The 24,829-nt window shown below is 64.2% G+C and carries 24 protein-coding genes and 1 tRNA gene; 10 read left to right on the top strand and 15 right to left on the bottom strand.

Annotated elements, in window-relative coordinates:
• Positions 1 to 4 precede the first annotated feature (4 nt).
• Genes E4L98_RS10865 through E4L98_RS10855 form a run of 3 tightly spaced genes read right to left on the bottom strand, consistent with a single transcriptional unit; the run spans position 5 to position 2,464 of the window.
• A complete protein-coding gene (locus E4L98_RS10865; protein ID WP_135201579.1) occupies positions 5 to 463 on the bottom strand; it encodes a (2Fe-2S)-binding protein in 459 nt (152 codons plus the stop codon).
• A 29-nt stretch (positions 464 to 492) separates the two neighbouring features.
• Complete coding sequence (locus tag E4L98_RS10860; RefSeq protein WP_135201578.1) at positions 493 to 1,221, bottom strand: DsbC family protein; 729 nt, start codon at positions 1,219 to 1,221, stop codon at positions 493 to 495.
• 22 nt (positions 1,222 to 1,243) lie between these two features.
• Positions 1,244 to 2,464 carry a UbiH/UbiF family hydroxylase gene (locus tag E4L98_RS10855; protein WP_135201577.1) on the bottom strand — a complete coding sequence of 407 codons (1,221 nt, stop codon included), beginning with the start codon at positions 2,462 to 2,464 and terminating at the stop codon, positions 1,244 to 1,246.
• Between the two features lie 77 nt (positions 2,465 to 2,541).
• Between E4L98_RS10855 and E4L98_RS10850 the strand changes: the two genes are divergently transcribed.
• Positions 2,542 to 2,617, top strand: a tRNA-Phe gene (locus E4L98_RS10850).
• A gap of 101 nt (positions 2,618 to 2,718) precedes the next feature.
• Here E4L98_RS10850 and E4L98_RS10845 read toward each other — a convergent pair.
• Positions 2,719 to 2,937 carry a DUF7661 family protein gene (locus tag E4L98_RS10845; RefSeq protein WP_135201576.1) on the bottom strand — a complete coding sequence of 73 codons (219 nt, stop codon included), beginning with the start codon at positions 2,935 to 2,937 and terminating at the stop codon, positions 2,719 to 2,721.
• A gap of 213 nt (positions 2,938 to 3,150) precedes the next feature.
• Here E4L98_RS10845 and E4L98_RS10840 point away from each other — a divergent pair, with 213 nt between their 5' ends.
• Positions 3,151 to 4,932: a DUF885 domain-containing protein gene (locus E4L98_RS10840; RefSeq protein WP_135201575.1), complete on the top strand. Its 1,782-nt coding sequence runs from the start codon at positions 3,151 to 3,153 to the stop codon at positions 4,930 to 4,932.
• 2 nt (positions 4,933 to 4,934) lie between these two features.
• Entirely contained in the window at positions 4,935 to 5,513 is a 579-nt protein-coding gene (locus tag E4L98_RS10835) for a TetR/AcrR family transcriptional regulator (protein ID WP_135201574.1), read from the top strand.
• A gap of 15 nt (positions 5,514 to 5,528) precedes the next feature.
• Here E4L98_RS10835 and E4L98_RS10830 read toward each other — a convergent pair whose 3' ends face one another.
• Entirely contained in the window at positions 5,529 to 6,419 is an 891-nt protein-coding gene (locus tag E4L98_RS10830) for an NAD(P)H-binding protein (protein ID WP_135201573.1), read from the bottom strand.
• Between the two features lie 201 nt (positions 6,420 to 6,620).
• Between E4L98_RS10830 and E4L98_RS10825 the strand changes: the two genes are divergently transcribed.
• Positions 6,621 to 9,290 carry an SGNH/GDSL hydrolase family protein gene (locus E4L98_RS10825; protein WP_135201572.1) on the top strand — a complete coding sequence of 890 codons (2,670 nt, stop codon included), beginning with the start codon at positions 6,621 to 6,623 and terminating at the stop codon, positions 9,288 to 9,290.
• 380 nt (positions 9,291 to 9,670) lie between these two features.
• Here E4L98_RS10825 and E4L98_RS10820 read toward each other — a convergent pair whose 3' ends face one another.
• The 3 genes from E4L98_RS10820 to E4L98_RS10810 form a co-directional block, all read right to left on the bottom strand.
• Positions 9,671 to 10,213 carry an FxDxF family PEP-CTERM protein gene (locus tag E4L98_RS10820; RefSeq protein WP_135201571.1) on the bottom strand — a complete coding sequence of 181 codons (543 nt, stop codon included), beginning with the start codon at positions 10,211 to 10,213 and terminating at the stop codon, positions 9,671 to 9,673.
• A gap of 64 nt (positions 10,214 to 10,277) precedes the next feature.
• Complete coding sequence (locus E4L98_RS10815) at positions 10,278 to 12,158, bottom strand: S53 family peptidase (RefSeq protein ID WP_135201570.1); 1,881 nt, start codon at positions 12,156 to 12,158, stop codon at positions 10,278 to 10,280.
• Between the two features lie 287 nt (positions 12,159 to 12,445).
• Positions 12,446 to 13,129, bottom strand: coding sequence for a methyltransferase (locus E4L98_RS10810; protein WP_135201569.1), 684 nt, complete (start codon positions 13,127 to 13,129; stop codon positions 12,446 to 12,448).
• 183 nt (positions 13,130 to 13,312) lie between these two features.
• Here E4L98_RS10810 and E4L98_RS10805 point away from each other — a divergent pair, with 183 nt between their 5' ends.
• A complete protein-coding gene (locus E4L98_RS10805; protein ID WP_135201568.1) occupies positions 13,313 to 14,140 on the top strand; it encodes a type 1 glutamine amidotransferase domain-containing protein in 828 nt (275 codons plus the stop codon).
• A gap of 29 nt (positions 14,141 to 14,169) precedes the next feature.
• Here E4L98_RS10805 and E4L98_RS10800 read toward each other — a convergent pair whose 3' ends face one another.
• Complete coding sequence (locus E4L98_RS10800; RefSeq protein ID WP_135201567.1) at positions 14,170 to 14,904, bottom strand: FadR/GntR family transcriptional regulator; 735 nt, start codon at positions 14,902 to 14,904, stop codon at positions 14,170 to 14,172.
• A gap of 133 nt (positions 14,905 to 15,037) precedes the next feature.
• On the opposite strand from E4L98_RS10800, the gene E4L98_RS10795 reads away from it, so the two are divergent.
• From E4L98_RS10795 to E4L98_RS10780, 4 genes are read left to right on the top strand one after another with little or no spacing between them, the layout of a single operon-like run.
• Positions 15,038 to 16,144 (top strand): mandelate racemase/muconate lactonizing enzyme family protein, encoded by a 1,107-nt coding sequence (locus tag E4L98_RS10795; protein ID WP_135201566.1) that lies wholly within the window; start codon positions 15,038 to 15,040, stop codon positions 16,142 to 16,144.
• 52 nt (positions 16,145 to 16,196) lie between these two features.
• Positions 16,197 to 17,135, top strand: coding sequence for an AEC family transporter (locus E4L98_RS10790; protein WP_135201565.1), 939 nt, complete (start codon positions 16,197 to 16,199; stop codon positions 17,133 to 17,135).
• Positions 17,136 to 17,167: 32 nt separating this feature from the next.
• Positions 17,168 to 17,551, top strand: coding sequence for a cupin domain-containing protein (locus tag E4L98_RS10785; RefSeq protein WP_135201564.1), 384 nt, complete (start codon positions 17,168 to 17,170; stop codon positions 17,549 to 17,551).
• A 22-nt stretch (positions 17,552 to 17,573) separates the two neighbouring features.
• Positions 17,574 to 18,050 (top strand): cupin domain-containing protein, encoded by a 477-nt coding sequence (locus tag E4L98_RS10780; RefSeq protein WP_135201563.1) that lies wholly within the window; start codon positions 17,574 to 17,576, stop codon positions 18,048 to 18,050.
• 25 nt (positions 18,051 to 18,075) lie between these two features.
• On the opposite strand, the gene E4L98_RS10775 is transcribed toward E4L98_RS10780, so the two are convergent.
• The gene (locus E4L98_RS10775; RefSeq protein WP_135201562.1) at positions 18,076 to 18,258 is read right to left on the bottom strand and encodes a hypothetical protein; all 183 of its coding nucleotides are present in this window, start codon (positions 18,256 to 18,258) and stop codon (positions 18,076 to 18,078) included.
• A 7-nt stretch (positions 18,259 to 18,265) separates the two neighbouring features.
• Complete coding sequence (locus tag E4L98_RS10770) at positions 18,266 to 20,509, bottom strand: tetratricopeptide repeat protein (protein WP_135201561.1); 2,244 nt, start codon at positions 20,507 to 20,509, stop codon at positions 18,266 to 18,268.
• Between the two features lie 177 nt (positions 20,510 to 20,686).
• On the opposite strand from E4L98_RS10770, the gene E4L98_RS10765 reads away from it, so the two are divergent.
• Entirely contained in the window at positions 20,687 to 21,583 is an 897-nt protein-coding gene (locus tag E4L98_RS10765; RefSeq protein WP_135201560.1) for a CAP domain-containing protein, read from the top strand.
• A gap of 2 nt (positions 21,584 to 21,585) precedes the next feature.
• On the opposite strand, the gene E4L98_RS10760 is transcribed toward E4L98_RS10765, so the two are convergent.
• Genes E4L98_RS10760 through E4L98_RS10745 form a run of 4 tightly spaced genes read right to left on the bottom strand, consistent with a single transcriptional unit; the run spans position 21,586 to position 24,687 of the window.
• Positions 21,586 to 22,119: a DUF2058 domain-containing protein gene (locus E4L98_RS10760; RefSeq protein ID WP_371857211.1), complete on the bottom strand. Its 534-nt coding sequence runs from the start codon at positions 22,117 to 22,119 to the stop codon at positions 21,586 to 21,588.
• A gap of 41 nt (positions 22,120 to 22,160) precedes the next feature.
• Positions 22,161 to 23,585, bottom strand: coding sequence for an efflux transporter outer membrane subunit (locus E4L98_RS10755; RefSeq protein ID WP_135201559.1), 1,425 nt, complete (start codon positions 23,583 to 23,585; stop codon positions 22,161 to 22,163).
• A 13-nt stretch (positions 23,586 to 23,598) separates the two neighbouring features.
• On the bottom strand, positions 23,599 to 24,477 hold the full coding sequence (locus E4L98_RS10750) for an efflux RND transporter periplasmic adaptor subunit (protein WP_135201558.1): 879 nt from the start codon (positions 24,475 to 24,477) through the stop codon (positions 23,599 to 23,601).
• A gap of 3 nt (positions 24,478 to 24,480) precedes the next feature.
• The gene (locus E4L98_RS10745; RefSeq protein ID WP_135201557.1) at positions 24,481 to 24,687 is read right to left on the bottom strand and encodes a DUF1656 domain-containing protein; all 207 of its coding nucleotides are present in this window, start codon (positions 24,685 to 24,687) and stop codon (positions 24,481 to 24,483) included.
• Positions 24,688 to 24,829 lie beyond the last annotated feature (142 nt).

Genomic DNA, 24,829 nt, shown 5'->3' with positions numbered 1-24,829 from the left:
CTCCTCAGGCAATCGCTTTGGCGGCGTCTTTGATGGCCGAGCGGATGCGCTGATAGGTGCCACAGCGGCAGATATTTCCGCTCATGGCGTTATCGATGTCGGCATCGGACGGATTCTTGTTCTTGCGCAGCAGCGCGGTGGCGCTCATGATCTGGCCGCTCTGACAGTAGCCGCACTGCGGCACGTCGATCTTGACCCAGGCATCCTGCACGGCCTTGCCGACCTTGTCGGCCTCCATCGCCTCGATGGTGGTGATCTTCTGGCCGACGGCGGCCGAAATCGGCGTCACGCACGAGCGGATCGCTTCGCCGGCCAGGTGCACGGTGCAGGCGCCGCACAGGGCGGCGCCGCAACCGAACTTGGTGCCGGTCATGTTCAGGTTATCGCGCAACGCCCACAGGATAGGCGTCGAAGGATCGGCATCGACCTGCACGTCTTTGCCGTTGATGTTCAAATTAATCAAGGGTGGTCTCCTGTCCCAGTGTTAGACGGTTACTGCTTCACTTTCTTGAGTTTTTCTTCCAGCGTTTTTGCATCGATGGCGCCCGGGATGCGGGAACCATCGGCGAAGAAGATGGCCGGCGTGCCGGAGATGCCCAGCTTGTGGCCCAGCGCCAGCACTTCATCGTTCGGGGCTTCGCAGCCGGCCGGCGCCACCGCCGCCGCCTTGCCGCTCACCATCCAGTCATCCCAGGCCTTGCTGCGGTCGGCCGAACACCAGACGTTCTTCGATTTGACGAAGGAGTCGTCGGACAGGATGTTGTACAGGAAGGTGTAGATGGTGACATTGTCGGTCTGCTTCAGCGTGGTCTGGCGCAGGCGCTTGCAGTAGCCGCAGTTCGGATCTTCGAACACCGCGATCACGCGCGAGCCGTCGCCCTTGACGGTCTTGATCGCCTTGTCGAGAGGCAGATCGGAGAACTTGATCTTGGTGATATCGTCGATGCGTTCGCGGGTCAGGTCGGCGCCGGTGGTAAGGTTGAAGATATGGCCATTGATCAGATAGGTGGCGGTCTTGTCGGTGTACAGGATGTCGCTGCCGATGCGCACTTCATACAGGCCGCTGTAGGGCGTCTGCGTGATCGAATCGACTTTGACGTTGGTGCCCAGGCGCGGCTCGATCAGCTTCTTGATGGCCTCCGTCGATGGCGGCGTTTCTGCGCCCACGCAGGATGCCATCAGCACGGACAGCGACAACAGGGCGAGCTTGGTCTTTCTCATGACTTCTCCGGTAAATGCTGGCTCACTTGCCCATCGCGTGGGAGATCAGGCGGCGCTTCAGCACAGGTAATTTATCCAACAAGTTTAATCCCAAATTACGAACCGCGCGCAGCGGCTCCACATCCACCTCGAACAGGCGCGCCAGACCGTCGGTGGTCAACTGCATCAACAGCACATCTTCCTTGCGCGCGCGCTCGTAGCGGGCCAGCACGCGCGCGTCGCCGACGCCGCGCTGCGGTTCGCGCTCGGACAATATCTTCATCAGCTGCGCCACGTCGGCGAAGCCCAGATTCATGCCATGGCCGGCCAGCGGATGCACCACGTGGGCGGCGTCGCCGATCAGCGCCACGCGCGGCGAGGTCATCGCGTGCGGACGCATCAGCCGCAGCGGGAAATCGCGCACCAGCTCCGGCTGCAGCGGCGTCAGCGCGCCCAGCTTCTCGTGCGCGAAGACGGCCAGCCGCTCGGCGATCTGCTGCGCCGAGCCGGCGCGCAGCGTGTCCGCCAGCTGCTCGGGCGCCGACCACACCAGCGACACCTGATTGCCCGGCAGCGGCAGCAGCGCGACGATGCCCTCGGTACCGGTGAACCATTGATAGGCCGCGCCGTGATGCGGCTTCTCGCAGGCGAAGTTGGCGACCACGGCGCGCTGCGCATAGCTGCGGTAATCAAGGCCGATGTCGCACTGGCCGCGCACCCAGGACTGGGCGCCGTCCGCGCCGACCACCAGGCCGGCCTTGATGCGGGCGCCGTCGTCCAGCGTGACGGTGGCGCTGTCGGCGTCGCGCACCAGGCCGATGGCGCGGCCGGTCGTCATGGTCACGTTCTGGGCGAAGCGCAGCGCGGCGTCCAGCGCCTGGTTCAGGTTGCGGTCTTCCAGTATCCAGGCCAGCGTACCGGCGCGGGCACCGTAGGCGTCGAAGGCCAGGCCGCCGGCATGCGGGCCGTCGCCGTGCACGATCATGGCGTCGACCGGCGCCACGCGGCCGTGATCCAGCGCATCCCACACTTTAAGAGAAGACAGCAGATTGTGCGCCGTGTGATTCAGCGCGTACACGCGCGCGTCCCACCCGGCATCGGCGTCCGCGGGCCGGGGCGGCGACGCCGGCGGACCGAGCAGGGTCACGCTCAGGCCGGCCTGGGCCAGGCCCAGCGCGGCGGTCTTGGCAATCGCGCCATTGCCAACTATGCAAATCTCGCTTTCGATCACGCGCAGCGCCGCGGGAGAGGTGGGCTTGTTCATGCGGCCATTATAGCGTTTGTAGAATTTTGGAATCGCTACTTGCAATCCGGATCCGGCATGCTATAATTCTGCTCCTTGGCCTGGTAGCTCAGTTGGTAGAGCAGAGGATTGAAAATCCTTGTGTCGGTGGTTCGATTCCGCCCCGGGCCACCAAGAATATAAAAGACGCCACCTTCGGGTGGCGTTTTTGTTTTGCAGTATAGATTTTGGTCGCCGCAGCTGCCTTCCCCCGTCCGCTTTGGCTAAGCGCAGACTCACATCAATTGCACGGCGCTGCAATTTCGTGGCGTTGCGTTCTCATGATAGAGATCCGCGAGATACTCACACAGTTCGTGCTCCACAACATCTTGGGGAACAATAAAATCCGCTGGGCGGCGCTTTCCATCCGCCCCAAGGTAATAAGCTTGCCAGGCTCCACCCGATCCCGTCACGGCGATAAGCGTTCCAAAAATATTGAACCTGAATTCTTTCATCGGTCCCCCATCATTCTTCTGTGCTCGTACCCACCTCGACATCCACATCCGCCTTGCTGGTCGCCGTCCGGCACGGTCATCCGATCCTAGCATCGCATTCAGCGGGAATGCAAATTTTGTAACGCCGCCATCTGCCTCGACGACATCTGCCCGCTTAATCGATGCAGGCAGGGCATGCTATCCTTTCATCGCTATCGTTCACGAAAGGTATACATGACCCGCTCCCTCCCGCTGCTGCTGTGCACCCTGCTATGCGCGGCCCTGCCCGCCTTCGCCCAGGCGAAAACGCCGGCCACGCCGGAAAAGATGAACCAGCTGTACGCGGACTACTGGGAAGACTACCTGCGCGAAAACCCGATCGCCGCCACTTACAACGGCGACCAGCGCTACAACAACCGCTTCGGCGCGGTCACCTCGGCGGAGGAGCGCGCGCAGACCCGCGCGCTGGCGGAAAAATACCTGGCGCGCAGCGCCGAATTCGACCCGACCCCGCTGCCGCCCGAAGACCGCATCAGCTATGACCTGCTGCGCTACCGCCTGCAGCAGGTCCTCGACGGCCTGCGCTTCCCCACCGACCTGATCCCGGTGGACCAGTTCTCCGGCCTGCACCTGACCATGGCGCAACTCGGCTCCGGCACCTCGGCCCAGCCATTCCAGACCGTGCAGGATTATGACAACTGGCTGCAGCGCGCTGCCGGCTACGCGCCCGCGGTCGATGCCATGATCGCCGACATGCGCAAAGGCATCTCTCAAGGCATCGTGATGCCCAAGGCGCTGATCCGCCGCGTGCTGCCGCAGCTGGAAAGCGTCGGCACCGACGACCTGGCGGCCAGCACTTACATGGGGCCGGTGAAAAAATTCCCGTCCTCCTTCAGCGCCGCCGACAAGGAACGCCTGAGCGCAGCCTACGGCAAGCTGGTGCGCGAACAGCTGGCGCCGGCCAACCGCAAGCTGCTGGCCTTCATGCGCGACACCTATCTGCCGGCCGGCCGCGACACCGCCGGCATCGGCGCCCTGCCCGGCGGCCAGGAGTGGTATGCCTTCCTGGCACGCCGCTCGACCACCACCGAGCTGACGCCGGCCGAGATCCACGACATCGGCCTGCGCGAAGTGGCGCGCATCCGCGCCCAGTTCGAGGAAGCCAAGACCCGCGTCGGCTTCAAGGGCACGCTGAAGGAATTCTTCGATTATCTGAACACCGCGCCCGAGCTGCGCTTCAAGTCGCGCGAGGAAATCCAGGCCGCCTACGAGGCGCTGCGGCCGCGCGTGGAAGCCAAGGTCGACCTGCTGTTCGCGCGCCTGCCCAAGGCGCCGTTCGAAATCCGTCCGGTCGAGGCGTTCCGCGAAGTCAGCGCCGCGCCGGCGTCCTATCAGCGCGGCACGGTCGATGGCACGCGTCCTGGCGTGTTCTACTTCAACGCCTACAAGCCGGAGACGCGCACCCGCTTCACCACCAACGCCTTCTTCCTGCACGAGGCGATCCCCGGCCACCACTTCGAGCGCAGCCTGGCGCAGGAAACCACCGGCCTGCCGGCCTTCCGCCGCTTCGGCAACAGCACCGCCTTCTCGGAAGGCTGGGGTCTGTACAGCGAGATGCTGGGCCAGGAAATTGGCATGTATGACGATCCATGGCAATGGGTCGGCCGCCTGACGGCGGAAATCTGGCGCGGCGTGCGTCTGGTGGTCGATACCGGCATCCACGCCAAGGGCTGGACGCGCGAGCAGGCGATCGCGTATTTCCGCGACAATGTGCCGCAGGACGAGGTGACGGCGGTGCAGGAAGTCGAACGCTACATCGCGGTGCCGGGACAGGCGCTGAGCTACAAGATCGGCGAGCTGAAACTGCGCGAACTGCGCGCGCGCGCCGAGGCGGCGCTCGGTCCGGCGTTCGACCTGCGCGCCTTCCACAACGAAGTGCTGTCGCACGGCGCCGTGCCGCTCGACGTGCTGGACGCGGCGGTCAACCGCTGGATCGCGGCGCGCAAGAAAGGCTGAGATTGAGCGGGAAACCCCAATACGACGAAGCGGCCGTGATCGAGGCGGCGATGCTGGTGTTCTGGCGCCACGGTTACGCCGCCGCCTCGATCAGCGATCTCACCAGCGCCACCGGTCTGTCGCGCTCCAGTATTTATCAGCGCTTCGGCGACAAGGAAGGCTTGTTCCGCGAAGCTGTCGCGCGCTACACCGAGCGGGTCCTGCGGCGCATGAACCACATCGACGGCGCCAGCGCGCGCAGCCGGGTGGAAGCCCTGCTGCGCGACTTTCTCCCCAAGAGACCGGCAGCGGCGCGGCCCGCCGGCTGCATGCTGGCCCGCAGCTGCGCCGAACAGGCCGACCTGCCGACCGCCGCGCAGTCATTGGTGACAGAAGGCGTGACGGGGCAGCAGCAGGTGTTCGCGCGCATTATCCAGCAGGCGCAGGCGGACGGCGAACTGCCGCATACCATCGATGCCGACGCCCTGGCCTGGTTCTATCTCGGGGTACTCCATTCCGTCATGAATCTGCCGCAGGCCGGCGCCACCCCGGCAGCGATGGCGGCGATGATCGCCATCGCCATGTCAGCCTGGCCGGTCTGACCGACATGGCGGCCGTCAAGCCGGCGTAGCGGACTTGAACAACGACAGATTGTCGCGCAACCAGTCGGTCAGCGAGCGCGGCGCATGCCCCGTCAACAGCTGAACGGTGGAAGTGTCTTCGCGCAGCGCCGACTGGGAAAACGCCTCATCCAGCCCGACGGCCACCCCGGCGGCAAATTCGTTCAACCCGGACGCCATCAGCACGGCGCGCTGCTGGTCGAGACTGCGCTGTTCGTAAGTCACCGTGCGGCCCAGCAGGCCGGATAACTCGGCGGCGATTTCGGGCATGCTCCAGGCACGCGGACCGGTCAGGTGAAACGCGCGCTGCCAGCTGTTGCTGTGCTCATCCAGCAGCACCGCCCTGGCGGCATCGGCGACATCACGCACATCGATCAGATTAACCACCCCGTGTCCGGCAGCACCGCCCCAGGTGCCTTCTGCCACCGGCCGGCCCGCGCGTACCAGTACGTTCATGAAGGTGCTCGGACGCAGCATGGTATAGCCGATGTCACGGCTGGCCAGGTGCGCCTCGATGCGCGTGTGCCAGTCGAACGGGTGCCACCGCAGCGGCAAGCCGAATGCCGACAGCTTGACGATATGACCGACACCGGCCGACACCGCGGCATCGATCAGCGCGATTTCATTTTCGACCTGGCGCGGCGAAGTGCCTTGCGCCAGAAACAGGCGGTCGACGCCTTCCAGCGATGCCTGCAACGACGTCGGCGCCGCGAAATCAACACCTCTTGCGGTCACTCCGGGCGGAAAGGTTTTGGCCTCCGGTGAGCGCGTCAGGGCGAGCAGATTGACCGGTTCGGCGGCCAGAGCCGCGACCAGTGCGGCGCCAACCTTGCCGGTGGCACCGGCGACAGCGATATTCAGACGGGGGACGGCGGTAATGACAGACATGGCGGGCTCCTTGATTATGTTGGAACGATAAGTTCAACAATCATGGAACGATCATTCTTGCTTGTCAAGACGATGTCCTCTTTTTAAGCAAAGATTCAGAACCGCGGCTTGTAAAAAACGGTAGAAAAACATTCCATAATTGCAATTTATTGGTTATCATTCGGACAGCATTCCCCTCCTTTAACCTCCGCCGGAGCCCACATGAGCAAATCCCGCCGCAGTTTCCTGAAAACCGTCACTGCCGCCTCGGTTGTATCCACCATCGGTAACGCTGCCGTTTTTTCCCAGGCCTACGCCACCCAGATATCGAACCGCTATAACACCGTCACCACGGACAACCTCCCAAGCCCGGGCAACACGCTGGGGATCGTTGGCGACGAGGTCACGTCCAAGTTTTATTCCGTCTCGTCGGACCAGACCGTTTTCAAATACATGGCCAATGGCTATCTGACCTGGGCGCTGGCGCTGTCGCAACAGCGTTTGCGTATCGCCTCCAATCAGGCCGCGCCGGGCGCAACGGTCAAGGACAGTTTCTACGCCCAGGTGGAAGCCTGCATCGCCAATGGCGTCACCGACATTATTTGCATGGGCGGCCAGAATGACCTCCGCCAGAACACCACGCTGAGCGACCTGCAGACGGCCTGGACGCGCGTCATCGCGCGCGCTTCGGCCGGCGCGCAGCGCGTCTGGTGGCTGACTCAGACGCCGCTCAACGTCTCCGCCCCAAATGCTACGCCGGCCATCCGCAATACCATCGCCCAGCTGAATACGTGGATACTCAGCCAGGCCACGACCTACCCGAACGTGGTTGTGATCGATGTCACCACGCCGGTCGCAAAAACCGCGCAGGACAATGCCATGGCGTGGATCGATACGTATAGCGCCGACAACGTCACTCCGATTAACGTCGGCGCGTTCTACATCGGCCAGGCCATCGCCGCCAAGTGGACCGCCGCCATCAGCAATCAGTTTGAACTGGCCACCGATCCGCAGGACGACATCGTCGGCGATCCGCGCTCGGTCAATATCGTTCACAACAGTCTGTTTACCGAGGGCTTGGGCATCGCCTCCTTCGACACGCTGGCGGGCGGTTCGGGTTACCCCGCCGCAGGCTTCGATCTGGTCTTCAACGGCGGTTCCGGCACCGGCGGCGCCATCGCCAAGGCTGTCGTGACCAACGGCGTTGTGACCGGCATGAACATTATCAATCCCGGCAGCTACACCGAGGCGCCGAGCGTGAGCTTTGAAAAAGGCGGCGGCAGCGGCGCCGCCGCCACCCTCAAACTGGGTCCGGCCGGTTACGCCAATCTCAACACCTCCAACATCACGACCCTGGAAGACCATCCCGAGGGGCACGGCAAACTTGCCAAGCTGACGGTGGCCTTCCCCAATTATCAGTACAAGGGCGGCTTCCGCTACGCCTATTCGATGAACCGCGACATCATCAAACACATCGGTCCCAAGGACGTGTTCTCGGTCCGCTGTGAAATCCGCCGCGATCCCGTCGCGGACAAGCTGGCGGCGGCCGGCCCGGCGGTGCAGATCTACAAGGGCAGCCTCGGCCGTTATTACTACAGCTGCGGCATCTCGGCCGATGACAAGCCGCTGCCGTCCACTGTGCAGTTCAGCGCCGTGTTCCAGACGCCGCCGGCGACCGTGGACAACTACAGCGCCGTCGATCTGCTGCTGCATGTGGCCAATGACCAGTCGTTTGCCACCGGCACCACGGGCACGGTGAAAGTCGGCCGCTTCAGCTGCTTGGTGCAACCTTCGGTGACCTATACCCGCGCGCAGAAAGGCATCGTCAACTTCCATCCCGGCCACTATCTGAACGTGTACGCTGACTGGGGCTACGGCCATTTCGCCAGCCAGGACGGATTCGAAACAGGAACCGCAACCGGCGGTTCACCTGTCACCGACACCACCGCCGCGTGGCGCGGTATCGAACATCCGTGGTACTGGAAGGATCTGGAGCCGACCAAAGGCGACTACAAGCTCGATGGCATCAAGAACTGGCTGGATGCCCTGCGCAATTACAAGAATAAGGATGGCACCCCGGTTGCCAAATACCTTCTGGTCTATCTGCTGACAGACAGCTACACCCGCCCTGCGGCCAACTCGTTCCCGCAATATATTCTGGAGGATCCAGAATACGAAGGCGGTGTATATCAACACAATAACGGTCAGGGATGGAAGACCCGCTACGACAATCCTTGCATCCAAGACCGCCTGATCGCGCTGGCACAAAAGATCGCCGAAACGTTCGACAGCGACAGCGTGTTCGAAGGTTTCCGCATCGATGAAACGGCGCCGGGTGACACGCTGGCGCAGGTGCTGACCGACTACAACAAAGCCAAAAACAAGAATGTCACACTGACCGACTATGTTGAAGGTCAGGTACGCATCGCGGTCGAGATGAATAAAGCCTTCAAACGATCGCTGTTCACGATCGGCTACAACTACGTCGCCGACCAGAAGGACACCCGCCTCGCCCGCATGCTGGTACAGGCCGGCGTCGGCATGGGTGCGGTCGATATCGTGCAGATTGAGCCAACGCTGGCCGGTCAGTACATGTCTTACGACATCATCAAGTCCACTTCGCGCTTCGTACCTAGTTTGGCCCATTTCGATTCGCTCAACTATATGAGCAATGGCAACGTCGTGCAGAATGTCGCCACCGTGACCGACTTTGCCGCAACCAGATTGCACGCCAGCCATATCAGCTGGTACCGCCAGTGGCCGTCCAATCTACCGAACAACTACAAGCAGCTGGTCGACTACTTCAATGCGAAAAAGACCCAGTCGGAGTGGCAAAGCGCTACCGGTTGCACCGATGGCCTGAACACGGTGCCACCGGAATCGATCAGTTGAGCGTGCATAGTACTTTCACAGCTTCCCTGTTACCATAAGGCGGAGGAAGTGGAGCGCCAACCTCAGCGGGTTGGCGTTTTTTTATGCGTGAACTACGGAGTTTCTTATGTTTCCATCTGTCGCGTCGCGGCTGCTGTTCCTATCATGCCTGAGTGCCTGTGCGCCAGCGGCGCAGGAAACCGCGCAGCTGTCACAGCCGCCGGCCGCCCCTGGCGCGGCCAGCCAAGGATGTTCACGGCCCGCGACATCGGCGACCGCCACCAGCAAATTGCGCCACATCCCCGACGAAGAGGCGCCCTGCCCCGATTCGCGCGGCCTGGCGCCGCCGCAAAAATAAAAAAAGCCGCGATCGCTCGCGGCTTTTCCCAAGCGCGGAGAACTTAAGCGCGGCGGCGACGTTGAGCAACGCCGGCGACCAGCGCCATACCGGCCAGCAGCATCAGCACGCTCGATGGTTCAGGGACGGCCGCCAGCGGCGTGCCCCAGATCTGGCCGCCGTAGGTGCCGCCGTTCACCAGGTAGGTGCCGACGACATACAGGCCATAGGTACCGCTGCCCAGCGCCCACGTGTCGCTGATGATCGAGCCGGCCTTGGTGGCATCAACGTTATACAGCTCGGTGTTATTGGCCCAATCTTTCAGCACAAAACCGCCGTTCAGGAAGCTGACGCCGGACGAGCCGGCGCGGGTCAGCAGACTGGTCAATGAAACCGAGATGTTTTGCGCATCCGGCACATTGAAGATGTAGGTATCCACAAATTTCTCACCGGCGACGTGCGGGACACTGGCATCACCCAGGAAGGTCCAGCTGTTGTCGAAATCTCCAGGCGAGCCCAGATCCTTGGGAACATAAATTTGCGCCTGGGCGGCAATGCCGAACATGGCCAGGGTAACAGTCACGATCAAATGCTTGATGAATTTCATGTGCGATCCGTATCTAAGTGTTCATGAAACGGACGGAGGCCCCGCGCCTCCGCCCGACAGGTGCTTATTTGACGCCCAGCGCCTTGGCCAGCGCGTTCACGTCCAGCGAACCCAGGCCGGTGGCCGGGTTGTAGGTCGCGGTCGATGGGTAGTACTGGTTGGTGCCGGCGGTGATCGCCTTGAACGGCGAGCCGGCGCCATAGCCGTAGGTCTTGAACGCGGCGTACAGTTGCGGATTGATCGGGCCGACGCGGCCGTTCAGGCCGGAGCTGATCAGGGTCAGGATGCCGTTCAGCTGTGGCGACACGAAGCTGGTGCCGCCCGAACCGGTCGACCACGCGCCGTTGAAGTACACGGCGTAGCCACTGTACGGGTCGGCGTTCAGCGACACGTCCGGCAGGTTACGGCCGGCGATATTGGCCGGCACGTCCAGATAGTCGCCATAGCCGCTGCCATTGTTGAACACCGCGTTTTCGCAGATCAGCGATTGCGCTGCCGCAGTCTTCTGCACGCCGCTCAGCCCTTTCTGGTACGACGGCACCGCAAACAGCGCACTGACGCCGCCGCCGCCGCCCACGGCCAAGTAGTCGGAGTAGTACAGGTCGGTACCGTAGTTGCTGACGATGTAGGTCTTCAGATAATCCCAGCCCCAGGCGCGCTCGGTGCTCACGGTCACGTTGCCGTACTTGTGCGGCGAGGTGTTCGGCAGCGTGGTGCCGCCGGCTGCCAGCACCAGCGGATCGGCCGCCGGGAAGTCGACGCCCAGCAGCGTGGTGCACTGCGGATATGGCAGTGAACGGTTGATGTCGAACGCGCCGGCATCGCCGGAGGCGGCGATCACCGGGATGCCCTGCGCGGCGGCCTGCTGGAACACCGCGTGGAAGGCCGCAATGGTGCCGTCATCGAAATACACTTCCGGATTGCCCCAGCTGACCGACAGCACGTCGACCAGGTTCTCGTCCACCGCCTGGGCGAACACGTCGATGAAGCCGGCGTCGGTATTGGGCGCCAGGTAAACGCGCATCTTCGCGCCCGGCGCCACGCCGCCCGATTGCTGCACGTCCAGCGTGGTTTCGCCGGCGCCGTCCGAACCCGGACCATCTTCCGGCAGCGGGCCGCCGTCGACCTTCACGTCGGTGATGCGGCTGCTGCTGACCTGCAGGCCCAGCTGCTGCCAGTAAGCGTATGCATCCGACTGCGCATAGCCGGCCAGCGTGGCGATGCCGATGGTCTTGCCGGCGCCGGTGATGCCGCGCGTGTACAGCGGATTGATGTTGTACTTGCTGGCCAGGTCGGTGGTGGTGTACTGGCCCGGCGCGCCGCCGACGGCGCCGGCCACCTTGGTGCTGACGTCGCCCGCCAGCGCGCCGGTGTGCGGCACCGTGGTCGAGCGCTTGCTGAACAGCGCACGGGTGCTGATGCCGTTGACCGCCTTCACCACCGACGCCAGCGCGGCCGGGATGGTGGGCGTGGTTGCCGGCGCCTGGTAGCGTTTGCCCAGCAGCGAGTAGTTGTGCACGCTGGCGCCGAACGCTGCGGCGATCTGCGCATTGGTGCCGGTCGCGCTGATCTGCAGGTTGTTGGCGAATACCTTGTTGACCGTGAAGCCCTTGGATTTCAGGTAGTTGACCACAGCCGCCACCGATTCCGGCGTCTGGCCATAGGTCGCGGCAAACTGCTGCGGCGTGATGAACTTGCGGAAGTTCGGGCTGGCGGGATCGGCCAGGCTGGCAATGAACGCGTCCAGCTGGTCGGCATTGCGCACCGCCAGCGACAGCGAAATGGTTTTTACATCGGTGGCAGCGGCGACGCCCAGATCGACGATACGCGGGTCGGCCGCCACGCGCGGTTTCGTCAGGGGCGCCGTGCCCGGCAGCGAAATCGCCTGCGAGCTACCCGTCACTGCCGCCAACGCGGCACACAACATCAGAAGCTTGGTCTTCATTTGATCCCTTATCGGCTGGTGTAAATGTTAAACAATGTGATGATTTTTGAAACTTGAGTCTATCATTACATTGTTGAAACTTACACATATTTTCCCGCGCATCGATAGACGGAAAATCCGCAGAATTACTGCAAATCCAGTACTTTTACTTGAAGGAAATTCAAGATAAGAGGTCTTTCAGAGTGAAAGCCGGCCCTGGCGGGACATGGCTGGCGCAGCCGAATTGTTAAACGCTGCACCGGCCAGATGTGATATAGCTGAAACAAACCTGATACAAATGTTGTATTTTAGTCAGTGACGCGTTTGCGTGCGCGACGGGCGGTGAACAGCGCCACCATGCCGTGCCGGGTGATGGTGACCTCCTCGAACTGGCTGGACAGCGCCTGACGCAGGCTGTCGACGCTGTCGTCCCGGTTGCCGAAGATGCCTTTGCGGTTGTACAGATTCATCAGATACCGGCCGACGCCGTTGTGTCCGGCCGCCGTGCCGAGGATGGTGGCGCCGTATACCACGCCGTCCGGACTCAGCAAGGACTTCAGGTGGCGGAACACCGCTTCCTTGGTCGCCATGGTGCCTGGCAGGCAGTGCAGCAGGTAAAACAGCGCGATCGAGTCATATTGCTGCCCCCGCATGATGTCCAGCGGTTGCATGACGTCGCCCTGAAACGATGCCACATCCGCGCGTCCCGAGCGCGCCGCCGCGGCGCGCAGGCTGTTGTCATTCAGGTCCAGCAGCGCCAGCTGCCGGACGGCGGACAAATCGGCATGCGCCAGGTAATAGCCGGTCCCCACGCCCACGTCGAGATGCCGCCCGCCCAGATGGCGGCGATAGAACGGCAGCAGCACCGTACCGGTCGGGCATCGCCAGGCAAAGCGGTTGGAAAACCCCAGCACCCAGGCATCATAGACTTTGAGCACCAGGGACGAATAAATGGCCGCACCGGGCCGCGTATAGAGATTGTTTTCAGTCATGTCAACGAAGGAAAGTTGGAGAGGCGCGATGATGACTGACATCGCTTCGGGCCGGCAGTCTAGCATGCTACCGCAGGGCGCCGATCATGAATTACTTCATGTAACAAGTGAAGTAAGTTTCAACACATTTACAGCCACAGGGACAGCCAATACGCTGTGCACATTCCAAACAAGGAGCTGCAAATGAAAAAAACCCTGATCGCCGGCCTGCTGGCCAGCGCCACCCACTTCGCCAGCGCCGGCACGGTGCTGGTAGTCGTCTCCGACCAGGACAAGCTGGACCTGCAGGATGGCAAAGTCATGCAGACAGGTTTCTTCCTCAACGAGCTGATGGAACCGGTGCAGGCCTTCATCGCCGCCGGCCACACCGTGGTATTTGCCACGCCCAGCGGCAAGGCGCCGTCGGCCGACCAGAAATCGGACGACGTGAACTTCTGGGGCGGCAACGAAAAAGCCCGCCAGGAAAGCAAGGCGCTGCTGGCCACACTCAAACTGACGTCCAGAACCGGCTCGCCGGCGATCAGCCTGACGCAGGTGAAGAAAATCGGCTACGACAAGTTCGACGCGATCTTCGTGCCGGGCGGCCATATCCCGATGCAGGATCTGCTGAAGGACAAGCAACTGGGCGAACTGCTGACCTACTTCCACAACAACAGCAAGCTCACCGGCCTGACCTGCCACGGCACCATCGCCCTGCTGTCCGCGATTCCGGACGCGCGCGGCTATGTGGGCAAACTGGAAGCCGGCCAGCGCACGCAGCCGGCGCAATGGATCTACAAGGGCTACAAGATGACCGCCTTCACCAACGAAGAGGAAGAACAGGCCAAGGGCTTTCTCGACGGCGGCCACATGAAGCTGTTCCCGCAGGACGGCCTGACCGCCGCCGGCGCCGACTTCGTCGAAGCCAAGCCGTGGAGCGAAAACGTGATCGAGGACCGCGAGCTGATCTCCGGCCAGAATCCGCAATCGGCCAGGGCGGTGGCGGCGGCCATGCTGAAAAAGCTGCACTGATCCGTAACGCGCATGCCGCGCGTGCCCGCTCAGTAGTGGGCAATCTCGTAGCCGAAGCGCGCGGCGGCGCTGACGATATGCTCCCCCATCAGCCGCCGCGCCAGCGCGGCGTCCTTATCGATGAAGGCTTGCACCAGCGCCTCGTGCTCGTCGCGCGCCGCATGCGGGATGTTGCCGAACATCGGCCCGTGACGCGAGAAGTTGGCGGCGATCAGTGGCCGCATCGGTTCCAGCACGGTGCGTATCATCGCCTCCAGATAATCGTTGCCGGACGCGGCGGCCACCGCGCGGTGGAAGTCCAGGTCGGCATTGACGGTTGTCGCGGTCGGCGCGCCTTCGAAACGCATGCGCTCGACCGCGTCGCGGATCTCCTTCAGCTTGCGCGGCGTCATGCCGGCGGCGGCCAGCGCCGCAGCCTGGCTCTCCAGCGCCGCGCGCACCTCGAACATCTTGCGGATGGTGTCGTCGCCCTCCAGCAGCTGGGCGCTGACCGGCGCCAGCGGCTCGGCCGCCGCCTCGGCCGTGACCGACACGAACGCGCCTACACCCTGACGCGACTGGATCAGCCCCTGGCTGCGCAGGCTGGCGATCGCCTCGCGCACGACGTTGCGGCTGACGCCGAAATTCTCCGCCAAAAATTGCTCTGTCGGCAACCGGTCGCCATGCCGCAGCCGGCCCGACGCGATCTCTTCGCTCAAGGCGGCCACCACGTGCTCCGCCAGATGCGGCTTGCGTTGCACCCGCCGGACATTCATCTCACTCATGTTCAGATCCTTTTCGTCATCAACTTATTCTACATCAGAACAACACGAACTAAAAAGAACAAGTTATTCTCTTGCAGGACAACCGAATGTCTCCTATGATACAAGCACACATGAATCGTATTGAGGAGCTGATATGAACATCGCCAACATCGAAACCATCGCGCTGCGCATCCCTTTCACCACGGGCGGCCCGTCGGCCGGCGGGGTCTGGGGCAGCAAGAACCTGCAGGTGGTCGACTCGCTGGTGGTCAAGATCACCGCCGAGGACGGCACCGTGGGCTGGGGCGAGACCTTCGGCTTCACCGCGATCCCGGCGGTCAAGCTAGTGCTGGACACCATCCTGGCGCCGGAAGTGATCGGCCGCGACCTGGCCGGGCGCGAAAAACTGATGAGCGACCTGCAAAAGAAATTCCACATCTTCGGCCGCAGCGGCGCTTTCCTGTTCGGCCTGTCGGCGATCGATATCGCCCTGTGGGACATCGCCGGCAAGCGCGCCGGCCAACCCATCTGGCAACTGCTGGGCGGCACCCGGGTCGACTCACTGGCCGCCTATGCCAGCCTGATCCGCTATGCCGATCCGGAACTGGTGCGCTTGAACGTGCGGCGCGCCGTGGAACAAGGCTACCGCTACCTGAAGCTGCATGAAGTCGACGTCGCCTGCGTGCGGGCGGCGCGCGAGGCGGCCGGCCCGGACATCGAGATCACGCTCGACGTCAACTGCCCATGGAACGTGCGCGAGGCGCTCGACATGGCGCAACAGCTGCGCCCCTACAACCTGCGCTGGCTGGAAGAACCGGTCTGGCCACCGGAAAACTATGCCGGCCTGGCCAGCGTGCGGCGCCAGGGCGGCATTCCCGTCGCGGCCGGCGAGAACGCGTCCACGCTGATGGACTTCCAGCACATGCTGCAGGCTGGCGCGGTCGATTTCATCCAGCCCAGCCCGGCCAAGATGGGCGGCATCACGGAGCTGCAGAAAGTCTACGCGCTGGCCCAGGCGCACAACACCACGGTCATGGTGCACACCTTCTACGACGGCCCCGGTCTGCTGGCCAGCGTGCACGCCAGCGCCGCGCTGGGCGGCGCCAACGCCATCGTCGAATGGCGCTACTTCGATCTGGAAGCGCAGTTGTACGGCGACGCCATCGTCCCCAGACAGGGGCGGCTGGCCGTGCCGCGCGGCCCGGGCCTGGGCCTGGAACCGGATCCGGACGTGATCCGCGATTACCGCATCGCGCTGTAACAAGACCGTCGCAACGGCGCAGCCTTTTTGAAAGCATAGCTGGAGACCAATCATGTTAGACCGTATCGTAGGCCCCATCCTGCCGGTAGCATTTGTCATCGTCCTGGGCTACATCGCCGGCAAGCGGCAACGCCTGCACCGCGCCGACAGCCTGGTGATCAGCCGGCTGGTGCTGGGCTGGATCTTTCCGGCGCTGCTGCTGGTCAGCATGGCCGCCACGCCGCGCACGCAGCTGTTCGACGTCCGCCTGATCTCGGCGGCCTTCGTCGGCATCATGGGCATGTACCTGGTGGCGCTGCTGATCGGCTGGCTGCGCTACCGCGAGCTGAAGGCGGCGACCCTGAAAAGTTTCGTCACCGCCTATCCGGACGCGGCCTTCATGGGCATCCCGATCCTGCAGGCCATGTTCGGCAACGGCAGCATTTACACCGTGCTGGTGCTGAACCTGATTGCCAGCCTGCTGATGATCCCGCTGACCACCATGCTGCTGACGGTGGCCGCCGGCACCAGCAGCGGCTGGCAAGCCTTCCGCGGCAGCCTCACCCAGGCGCTGCGACGGCCGCTGATGTGGGCGCCCGCGCTGGGCATCCTGTGCTCGGTGCTGGAACTGAAACTGCCGCCCATGCTGGCCGAATCGTTCAGCCTGATGGGCAAGGCCACGCCGGGCGTGTCGTTGCTGTGCCTGGGCCTGATCATGTCGTCGGAGCCGCTCAGGCTGTCGCGCGAGGTGTGGAGCAACCTCGGCCTCAAGCTGCTGCTGCAACCGGCGCTGATGATCGCCGCCATCCTGCTGTTCGGCGCCAAGGGGCTGTATGCGCAGCAGATGATACTGCTGGCAGCGCTGCCATCCGCCACCATTCCGGCCATGTTCGCCAACGAGGCCGGCGCCTACCAGAGCGAGGCGGCGACCACCATCCTGGTCAGCACGGTTTTGTCGATACTCACTTTTCCCTTCGCCATCTATCTGGTCGATGGCGGACTTGCCGGCTGAGGCCGGGGTTCGATCAGCACAGGAGAATCGCCATGGCTTTCAGCAAACGACCGCACACCGCCGCCATCCTTCTGCTTGCCGCGCTCGGCGGCAGTGCGATGGCCCAGCACCGCACGGTGCTGCAGACCATCGACTACCCGGCGGGGCACCAGATACTGAGTGTGCTCGCCGAGCTCGAACCGGGCCAGTGCACCGCCCGCCACGCCCATCCCGGCGCCGAAAGCGCCTACATCCTCGAAGGCCAGGTGGTGGTCAAAATCGACGGCAAACCCGACCTGCCGCTCAAGGCCGGCCAGCCGCTGCAATTCCTGCCGGGCGAAATCCATACCGTCTGCAATGTCGGCACGGTGCGCTTCAAGGCGTTGGCGCATTACATCGTCGAACAGGGCAAGCCGCTGGTCACGCCGGCACAATGACATCCCCCCATGGAGCAGTGAAATGAAGATCCTCAACAAACTCATCCCGTTTGCGGCCGCTGCCGCGCTTATCGGCAGCGCCGGCGCGCAGGGCTTGCCGGTCAAGGAATTTGGTGCCGTCCTGTCCGAAAACATCGAATGGCAAGCGTTCCCGGCCTTCCCGCCGGAAGCGCGGCTGGCGGTGCTGGTCGGCGATCCGGCCAAGGCCGGTCCCTACGTGGTACGCGTGAAGCTGCCCGGCGGCGTCAAGCTGATGCCGCACACGCATCCGGAAGACCGCATCTACACCGTGATCTCCGGCGTGTTCTACATCGGCCTTGGCACCACCTTCGATCCCGACAAACTGCAAGCTTACGCGCCGGGATCGGTGATCGTACTGCCGGCCAACACGCCGCACTTCCACTGGGCGAAATCGGGTGACTACATGACCCAGGTCTCCGGCACCGGCCCGCTGGGCATCAAGTACCTCCGCGCAGAAGACGATCCCCGCCACCACTGATTTCCAGGGGTGGCCGCAGTTCAGATCAACGACAGCACCACCAGCAGTGCAGCTCCAGGCCGCACAGCTTGCAGCGCCGGCCAGGCACGACAGGATCAACGGGTTTTTGGCCACCGACCACCGCCAGCACAAGGCATGTGTTGTAGCGCAGGACGCCCTGCGCCAGCACGTGGAAGCGGGCGGACGGCTTGGTGAGCAGCGCCGTCATGCCGCCGTCAGCCGCCCAGCAGTTTCCGGCCCCAGGCCGGCAGACGGCCGAACAGGCAGTGCGTGTCCTCGTTGAAGCTGCCGAACTGCAGCCCGCGCTGCTCCGCCAGCAGCACCAGGCTTCGCTTGGAGAACAGGCTGATATGCCCGTTGCGCGGCGCGGCGTACCACCAGGTCAGCCGCGTGTTCGGTTGCAGCTGCCCGTCCGAAAAGCGGGTGGAGAAGATCAGCACACATTCCTCGTCCATCAGCGCGAGCAGGTCTGCCATCAGCGCCTTCACGTCGGGCGCGCGTTCGAAGGCCGCAAACGCGGTGATGAAATTGAACTTGCCCAGTTGCGTGGGCTTGCGCTCATCGTCCGCAAACGGATCGTAAGCAAGCGAGTCCCACTGCCGCTCGCGCAGCGTGGCCGACAGCAATCCGCTGCCGGCGCCGTAATCCAGGTGACGGATCGCCGCGCGGCTCTCGCCGAACAGCTGGTGCACGAAATCGGCGTTTTGCAGCGGGCGGACGCTGACACCGTCCGGATCGACCGCCGCATAGTCGTCGTTGTACAGATGCGCGCGGAACGCCTGCCTGGTCCACTGACGGAACGCGGGCGCCTGGGCAAATCCGCAGCCGGGGCAACGATGGTAATACACCGCCGTCCCCGCAAGCGGCAGATAGCGCCCATGCGCTTCCCCGCAGCTCTTGTTGAAGTCGACCACGTCGTGCGGCACCATGCCCCTGCCGCATGCGGGACAGCCATCATATGCCGGCAGCAGCGCCAGGTCCTCCCGCACCTGCTGCAGCACCGGTGCCCAGTCATCGCGCCGCGTCTGCCGATACAGGTGTACGCCGGGATACCACGGACTGTCCTTGCGTTCCAACAGCCAGCGCCAGTCGGGATGGATCGCCAGCAGCACCCAGGCCGGCTTGCCCAGGGCGCCGGCCAGATGCGCCACGCTGGTGTCGACGGTGATGACCAGATCCATCAGTTCGCACAGCGCCGCCGTATCGGAAAAGTCGGCGATCGCCTCGCTGAACTGGCGCACGCCGGGCAGCGTTTCCAGCAAGGCGCGATCGGACGACGACACCTCCTTTTGCAGCACGACGAACTCGTAGCGGTCGCTGAACAGTCGCGCAAACCCGCTCAGCGCGATGCTGCGGCTGCGGTCATTGCCGTGCCTGGAGTTGCCGCTCCAGACCACGCCCACGCGCGGTCTGTCCTGCGCCCCCAGACGCGCCGCCCACTCGGCGACCTTTTGCGGATCGCTGGACAGATACGGCACCTGCGCGGGAATCGTCTCGACCTGCGTACCAAAGGCCAGCGGTAAACTCATCAGCGCACAGTGGCAGTCATACGACGGCCGCGCCGCGCCCTTGACCAGCAGCTGGCTGACGCCGGCCAGGCTGCCCAGCAGGCCGGCCAGCGCGGCCGGCACTTCCAGGATCACCCGCGCGCCCAGCTGCGCCACCATCGGTACGTAACGGCAGAACTGCAGCGTGTCGCCCAGTCCCTGTTCGGCGTAGAGCAGAATGGTCTTGCCCTGCAAAGAACCCTGTCCCAGCCAGGCGGCGCCCTGCGGACGCTCGCCGTCATACACAGTCAGCGAAGGCATGTTCCAGCGCGACTCGTAGCCGCGCCAGCCTTCCGTGTAGCGCCCGAACTGCAGATCCAGCAGCGCCTTGCCCCATTGCGCCTCGACCGAGCCCGGATCGAGCGCCAGCGCCCGCGTCAGGCTTTCCCTGGCGGCCTCGAACTGCGCCAGATCCTTCAGCACCACCGCGCGGCTCTGCCAAGCCTGATGGTCCTTGCCGTTGATCGCGAGCGCGCTGTCGTAGCTCTGCAAGGCATCTTCCAGCCGGCCCAGCGCATGCAGGGCGGCGCCGCGGTTGTAACAGGTATCGGCATCGCGGCCGTTCAGGGACAGCGCGCGATCGTAATTGAGCAGTGCTTCTTCCAGCTGTCCCATCTCCTTGAGCGTATTGCCCAGGTTCGCGTGAGCGCTGGCGACATTGGCGTTGACGCTCAGCGCCAGCCGCAGGAAATCCACCGACAGCGGATAGTTCTTTTTCTGGAAGGCCAGGATGCCGATGTGATGCAATGCGTCGAAGTGCCGCGGCGTGAGCTTGAGCACCTGTTCGTACGCCTGCATCGCCTGATCGAGTTGGCCCTGGCGATGGAAATTCAGCCCTGCGGCGAACAGCTGGTCCGCCTTGCCGGAGCCTTGATTGCCGCCGGGGCGCCCTTGCTTGTGGTGTTTCGTCATGTGAGTCGTCGGGAATTACATCCGGAATAGAGTAGCATGAGTCGGGGCCGGTAACATCTTCGCCCCGCTGGCCGACATCCACGACATCGTCTGCGGACGCTATACTGCGGTACCGCGGGCGCTGGTGTCGGCTTATTTTGAACGGCTGGCCGCCGCCGGCATCATCACCTGGAAATAATGAAACGATGCATCCTCCTGCCGGCACTGCTGCTGGCGAGCGCGCCGGCCCAGGCATCGCCGCAAGGCGACGCCGATCAGCTGACGTCCCTGATCAACGCCTACCGTGCCGCGCCCGGGCCCTGCGACGGCAGCCCCGACGCCGCCCCGGCGCCGCCCCTGACGCCGCAGGCCAGGCTGGCCGGCATCCGCATCCAGCCTGGCACCATCCTGATCGCGGTACTGGACCGTGCCGGCTACGCCAGCGCGCAGGCGGACGCCATTTCGGTCACCGGCGCCGCCAGCGCGCAGATGGCGATGCAGACCATCCAGCAGCCCTATTGCCGCGCGCTGCTGAGCACCGCCTATACCGAGATCGGCGTCACGCACATCGGCCAGGAATGGAGCGTGGTGCTGGCGCGGCCGGCGCCACCACACCCGCCGTCGCCACTGGGCATGTCGCCCGACCGGCCGGCCACGCCGATCGCCAACTGGCAGGAAGCCGGCCAGACGATACTGGAAGGCGTCAACGCCGCCCGCGCCAACGCGCGCGTCTGCGGCGGACAGTCGTTCGCGCCGGCGCCGCCGCTGCGCTGGAATCCGGCACTGGGCGCGGCGGCGCTGGCGCACAGCCAGGACATGGCGCGCCAACGCTATTTCAGCCACACGGACAAGGAGGGAAAAGTGGTGGGCGACCGCGCGCGGCAGGCCGGTTATCAATGGCTGCGGATCGGCGAGAACATCGCCTCGGGCCAGCTGAGCCCACAGGAAGCGCTGGCCGGCTGGCTGACCAGTCCTGGCCACTGCGCCAACATCATGAATCCCGATTACACGGAAATGGGCGCCGCCTACGACCTTGGTCAGGGCCAGCGCTCAAGCATCTATTGGACCCAGGTGTTCGGCAAACCGCGCAAATAGGATTACCACATCAGGTCATCGGGAATCTTGTAGGCGGCGTACGGATCGTCCTCGTCGACCTCGGTGCTGGCCTGTTTGACGCGGATCACCAACGCCTCGTTACGCTCGGCGATCTTGTCGGCGATCACGCGCGGCACCAGTTCGTAGTTCTGGCCCGCGGCGACGATCACCAGGCGGCCCGCCACCAGATGCTCGCGCACCTTGTCGGAGACGTAGATGCGCTCGATCTTCGTACCATGCGTGAAGTTGTAGGCCGTGTCGCCCTTGCCCTTGTCCTGCTTGTTCTGCTGGATCATCTGCGCGATCTGCGCGGCGATCGCCTTTTGCTGCGCAGCGGCGTCGCGTTCGGCGTTGGCCTGGCGCGCCTTTTCGGCGTTCAGACGCTGCCGCTCCTGCGCCGCCAGCTTGGTCTCATCGACCGTCTGCACGCCGGCGCGGCGCTCGTCCTTCTGCTGTTTGCCCTTGTTCTGATTGGCGACCTTGACCTTTTTCTGGTCGACCAAACCGGCTTTGAGTAACTGATCCGCCAGTCCCATGATGCTCACTCCTTATTAACGAAGGCGATAGCATACCATTCTTAAAGCTGCTCCCAGCCGCCGCCCAGCGCCAGGAACAGCGTGATCTGATCGGCGGCCAGCGCGGCGTCGGACGCGGCCCAGGCGGCGTCGGTGGCGGCCAGGGTGCGGTCGGCATCCAGCACCGACAGGAAATCGGTACGCCCATACCGGTACAGGCGGTGCGACTGTCCGGACGCCAGTTCCGCCTCGTCACGCGCCGTCTTCAGGGCCGCATTCCGGTCCAGCTCGCGAGCATATACGGTCATCGCGCTTTCCACTTCTTTCAGCGAATTGAGCACCACGCCGTCGAAGCGCGCCAGCGCGGCGGCGTTGCCCGCCTCCGCCTCGGCGATGCGGCTGCGCGCCGAACCGGTCGATGGCAGCGTCCACGAGATCAGCGGTCCGAGGCTCCAGCGGAAGGCGTTGCCGGCGCCGAAATGATCGAGCAGGCCGGTGCTGCCGACGGTGGCGCCCAGGCTGATGCTCGGATACAGATCCGCCGTCGCCACGCCGATGCGCGCGCTGGCCGAAGCCAGATTGCGTTCCGCCTGGCGGATGTCCGGGCGGCGGCGCAGCAGCGCGGCCCCGTCGCCGACCGGGAACGGCCTGGTCAGGCGCGGCGCGGCCTGGCACTGCAGCAGATGCAGGTTCATTTCCTGCGGCGTCTTGCCGGTCAGCGCCGCCAGACGATAGTAGGCCGTGCGGTGTTGCGCTTCCAGCGGCGGCAGGGCCGCCTGCAACTGTGCCAGCTGGCTGCGGGCGCGCGCGTCATCCAGACTGGTGCCGCGGCCGGCGCGCGTGCGCTGGGTCGTCAGTTCGACCAGCTTCTGCTGCAGATCGACCGACTGCCGTGCCACCGCCATCTGCCGCACCGCCGAGCAGGCATCGGCATAGGCGCGCGCGGTATCGGCGGCGACGGTCACGCGCACCAGGTCGACGCCAGCCTGCGCCGATTCGGTGTCGGCATTGGCCGCTTCCACGGCGCGCGCGATCTTGCCGAACATGTCCACCTGGTAGGAGACGTTGATGCCGGCGTCGTAGGTGAATTTGTCCGGCAGCGAGGCCGGCGACCCTTTCGCCGCGGCGGAGGCACGGCCCACACCCGGCGCCGCGCTGACGCCGACCACCGGCTTGCCGTTTTCTTCGGCTTCCAGCAGCACGGCGCGCGCGCGCGCCAGGTTAGCCGAGGCCACGCGCAGGTCGGTGTTGGCGGCCAGCGCCTGTTCGACCAGCTGATCCAGCACCGGGTCCTGATACAAGCGCCACCAGTGCGCCGGCAGTGGCTCCTGTTTATAGGCGCTTTCCGCGCTGCTCAGGAACGGCGCAGCCGCCGTCGGCCGCTTGATCACCGCCTGCTCGGGCACTTTGTAGTCGGGGCCGACGGTGCCGCACGCCGCCAGTACGGCCAGCAGCATCGTGCCGCCCAGTATTTTAATGGATTTCATGGCGCTCTCCCGCTCAGGAACGTTTGGCCTGCACATCGACCGTGACGGTCTGCCCGGCCACCAGGCGCGCGTTGGCAGGCAAGGCGTCCAGCTTGATGCGTACCGGGATGCGCTGCGCCAGACGTACCCAGTTGAAGGTCGGGTTCACGCTGGACAGCAGATTCGACGAGGTGCTGCGGTCGCGGTCCGCCACGCCGCCGGCCAGGCTTTCGACGTGCCCCTTGATGCGCAGCGATTCGCCCATCGGCAGCACCACCACCGCATCGCCGACCTGGATCGCCGGCAGTTTGGTCTCTTCGAAATAACCTTCGACATAATAGGAATCGCTGTCGATCAGCGCCATCACCGCGTGGCCGGCGCTGACGTAGGAACCGGTGCGCAGGTCCAGGTTGGAGATGGTGCCGTTCACCGGCGAGACGATGCGGGTACGGTCCAGATTCAGTTTGGCGACATCGCGCGCCACAATCGCCTGCGCCAGCGCCGCGCGCAGCTGGTCGACCCGCGATGCACCCTGTTCCCGCGTTTCGGTCGAGACCAGGTCGGTCAGCTCGGTGTTGCGGTGCGCTTCCTTTTCCGCCTGCGCCAGCGTGGCGCGCTGTGCCTGCACCGCCGCCTCGGCCTGGCGCAGCGCCAGTTCGAAACGCGCGCGGTCCACTTCGAACAGCACCTGACCCGCCTTCACCTGCTGGTTATCGTGCACCAGCACCGCGGTGACCTGACCGGTGACGTCCGGCGCCACCTGCACCACATCGGCCTTGACGCGGCCATCGCGGGTCCATGGCTCCACTTCATAGTGCTGCCACAAACGCCATCCCAGCACGCCGGCGGCAGCCACCGCGATCATCGTTACGGCAAATCGGCCCAGGGCCAGTAAAGGAGTTTTGAGGTTCATGATTCAGCCCCGGTTATTCAAAAAAGTGGAAAAGCCGCCCAGCAGGATGAAGAACAGCGCAAATTCAAACAGCGCCGGATGCCACACCAGGCGGTAGAAGCCGACCCGCATCAGCAGGCGTCCCAGCGCGCGCGTGCAGATCAGCGCCAAAATGGCCAGCAACAGCAAGGTGGGGACATACAGTCCGTATAAACTCAGTTCAGCGGTCACGATGCGATCTCCGGTTGATAAGCCGCCGCGCGCGGGAACAGGTCGCGGCGCATGCTGGCCAGGGCGGCGGCGCCCAGCGAACGGGCCTCGGCCAGCGGGCCTGTTTCATCCGGCGCGCGGGCGACGCCAGGCGTGCCTGCCG

Origin of the sequence: Duganella callida (assembly GCF_004614165.1) — a bacterium.
In the GTDB taxonomy this organism is placed as follows: Bacteria; Pseudomonadota; Gammaproteobacteria; order Burkholderiales; family Burkholderiaceae_D; genus Rugamonas; species Rugamonas callida.
This window is presented reverse-complemented; position numbering and strand designations above follow the sequence as displayed.

Bases quoted from the DNA above. Each gene is read 5' to 3' on its own strand.
- E4L98_RS10825 (WP_135201572.1), top strand. From the start codon at position 6,621: ATGAGCAAATCCCGCCGCAGTTTCCTGAAAACCGTCACTGCCGCCTCG.
- E4L98_RS10765 (WP_135201560.1), top strand. From the start codon at position 20,687: ATGAAACGATGCATCCTCCTGCCGGCACTGCTGCTGGCGAGCGCGCCG.
- E4L98_RS10760 (WP_371857211.1), bottom strand. From the start codon at position 22,119: ATGGGACTGGCGGATCAGTTACTCAAAGCCGGTTTGGTCGACCAGAAA.
- E4L98_RS10750 (WP_135201558.1), bottom strand. From the start codon at position 24,477: ATGAACCTCAAAACTCCTTTACTGGCCCTGGGCCGATTTGCCGTAACG.
- E4L98_RS10790 (WP_135201565.1), top strand. From the start codon at position 16,197: ATGTTAGACCGTATCGTAGGCCCCATCCTGCCGGTAGCATTTGTCATC.
- E4L98_RS10780 (WP_135201563.1), top strand. From the start codon at position 17,574: ATGAAGATCCTCAACAAACTCATCCCGTTTGCGGCCGCTGCCGCGCTT.
- E4L98_RS10755 (WP_135201559.1), bottom strand. From the start codon at position 23,585: ATGAAATCCATTAAAATACTGGGCGGCACGATGCTGCTGGCCGTACTG.
- E4L98_RS10770 (WP_135201561.1), bottom strand. From the start codon at position 20,509: ATGACGAAACACCACAAGCAAGGGCGCCCCGGCGGCAATCAAGGCTCC.
- E4L98_RS10785 (WP_135201564.1), top strand. From the start codon at position 17,168: ATGGCTTTCAGCAAACGACCGCACACCGCCGCCATCCTTCTGCTTGCC.
- E4L98_RS10845 (WP_135201576.1), bottom strand. From the start codon at position 2,937: ATGAAAGAATTCAGGTTCAATATTTTTGGAACGCTTATCGCCGTGACG.
- E4L98_RS10830 (WP_135201573.1), bottom strand. From the start codon at position 6,419: ATGTCTGTCATTACCGCCGTCCCCCGTCTGAATATCGCTGTCGCCGGT.
- E4L98_RS10820 (WP_135201571.1), bottom strand. From the start codon at position 10,213: ATGAAATTCATCAAGCATTTGATCGTGACTGTTACCCTGGCCATGTTC.
- E4L98_RS10800 (WP_135201567.1), bottom strand. From the start codon at position 14,904: ATGAGTGAGATGAATGTCCGGCGGGTGCAACGCAAGCCGCATCTGGCG.
- E4L98_RS10855 (WP_135201577.1), bottom strand. From the start codon at position 2,464: ATGAACAAGCCCACCTCTCCCGCGGCGCTGCGCGTGATCGAAAGCGAG.
- E4L98_RS10810 (WP_135201569.1), bottom strand. From the start codon at position 13,129: ATGACTGAAAACAATCTCTATACGCGGCCCGGTGCGGCCATTTATTCG.
- E4L98_RS10860 (WP_135201578.1), bottom strand. From the start codon at position 1,221: ATGAGAAAGACCAAGCTCGCCCTGTTGTCGCTGTCCGTGCTGATGGCA.
- E4L98_RS10805 (WP_135201568.1), top strand. From the start codon at position 13,313: ATGAAAAAAACCCTGATCGCCGGCCTGCTGGCCAGCGCCACCCACTTC.
- E4L98_RS10815 (WP_135201570.1), bottom strand. From the start codon at position 12,158: ATGAAGACCAAGCTTCTGATGTTGTGTGCCGCGTTGGCGGCAGTGACG.
- E4L98_RS10840 (WP_135201575.1), top strand. From the start codon at position 3,151: ATGACCCGCTCCCTCCCGCTGCTGCTGTGCACCCTGCTATGCGCGGCC.
- E4L98_RS10775 (WP_135201562.1), bottom strand. From the start codon at position 18,258: ATGACGGCGCTGCTCACCAAGCCGTCCGCCCGCTTCCACGTGCTGGCG.
- E4L98_RS10795 (WP_135201566.1), top strand. From the start codon at position 15,038: ATGAACATCGCCAACATCGAAACCATCGCGCTGCGCATCCCTTTCACC.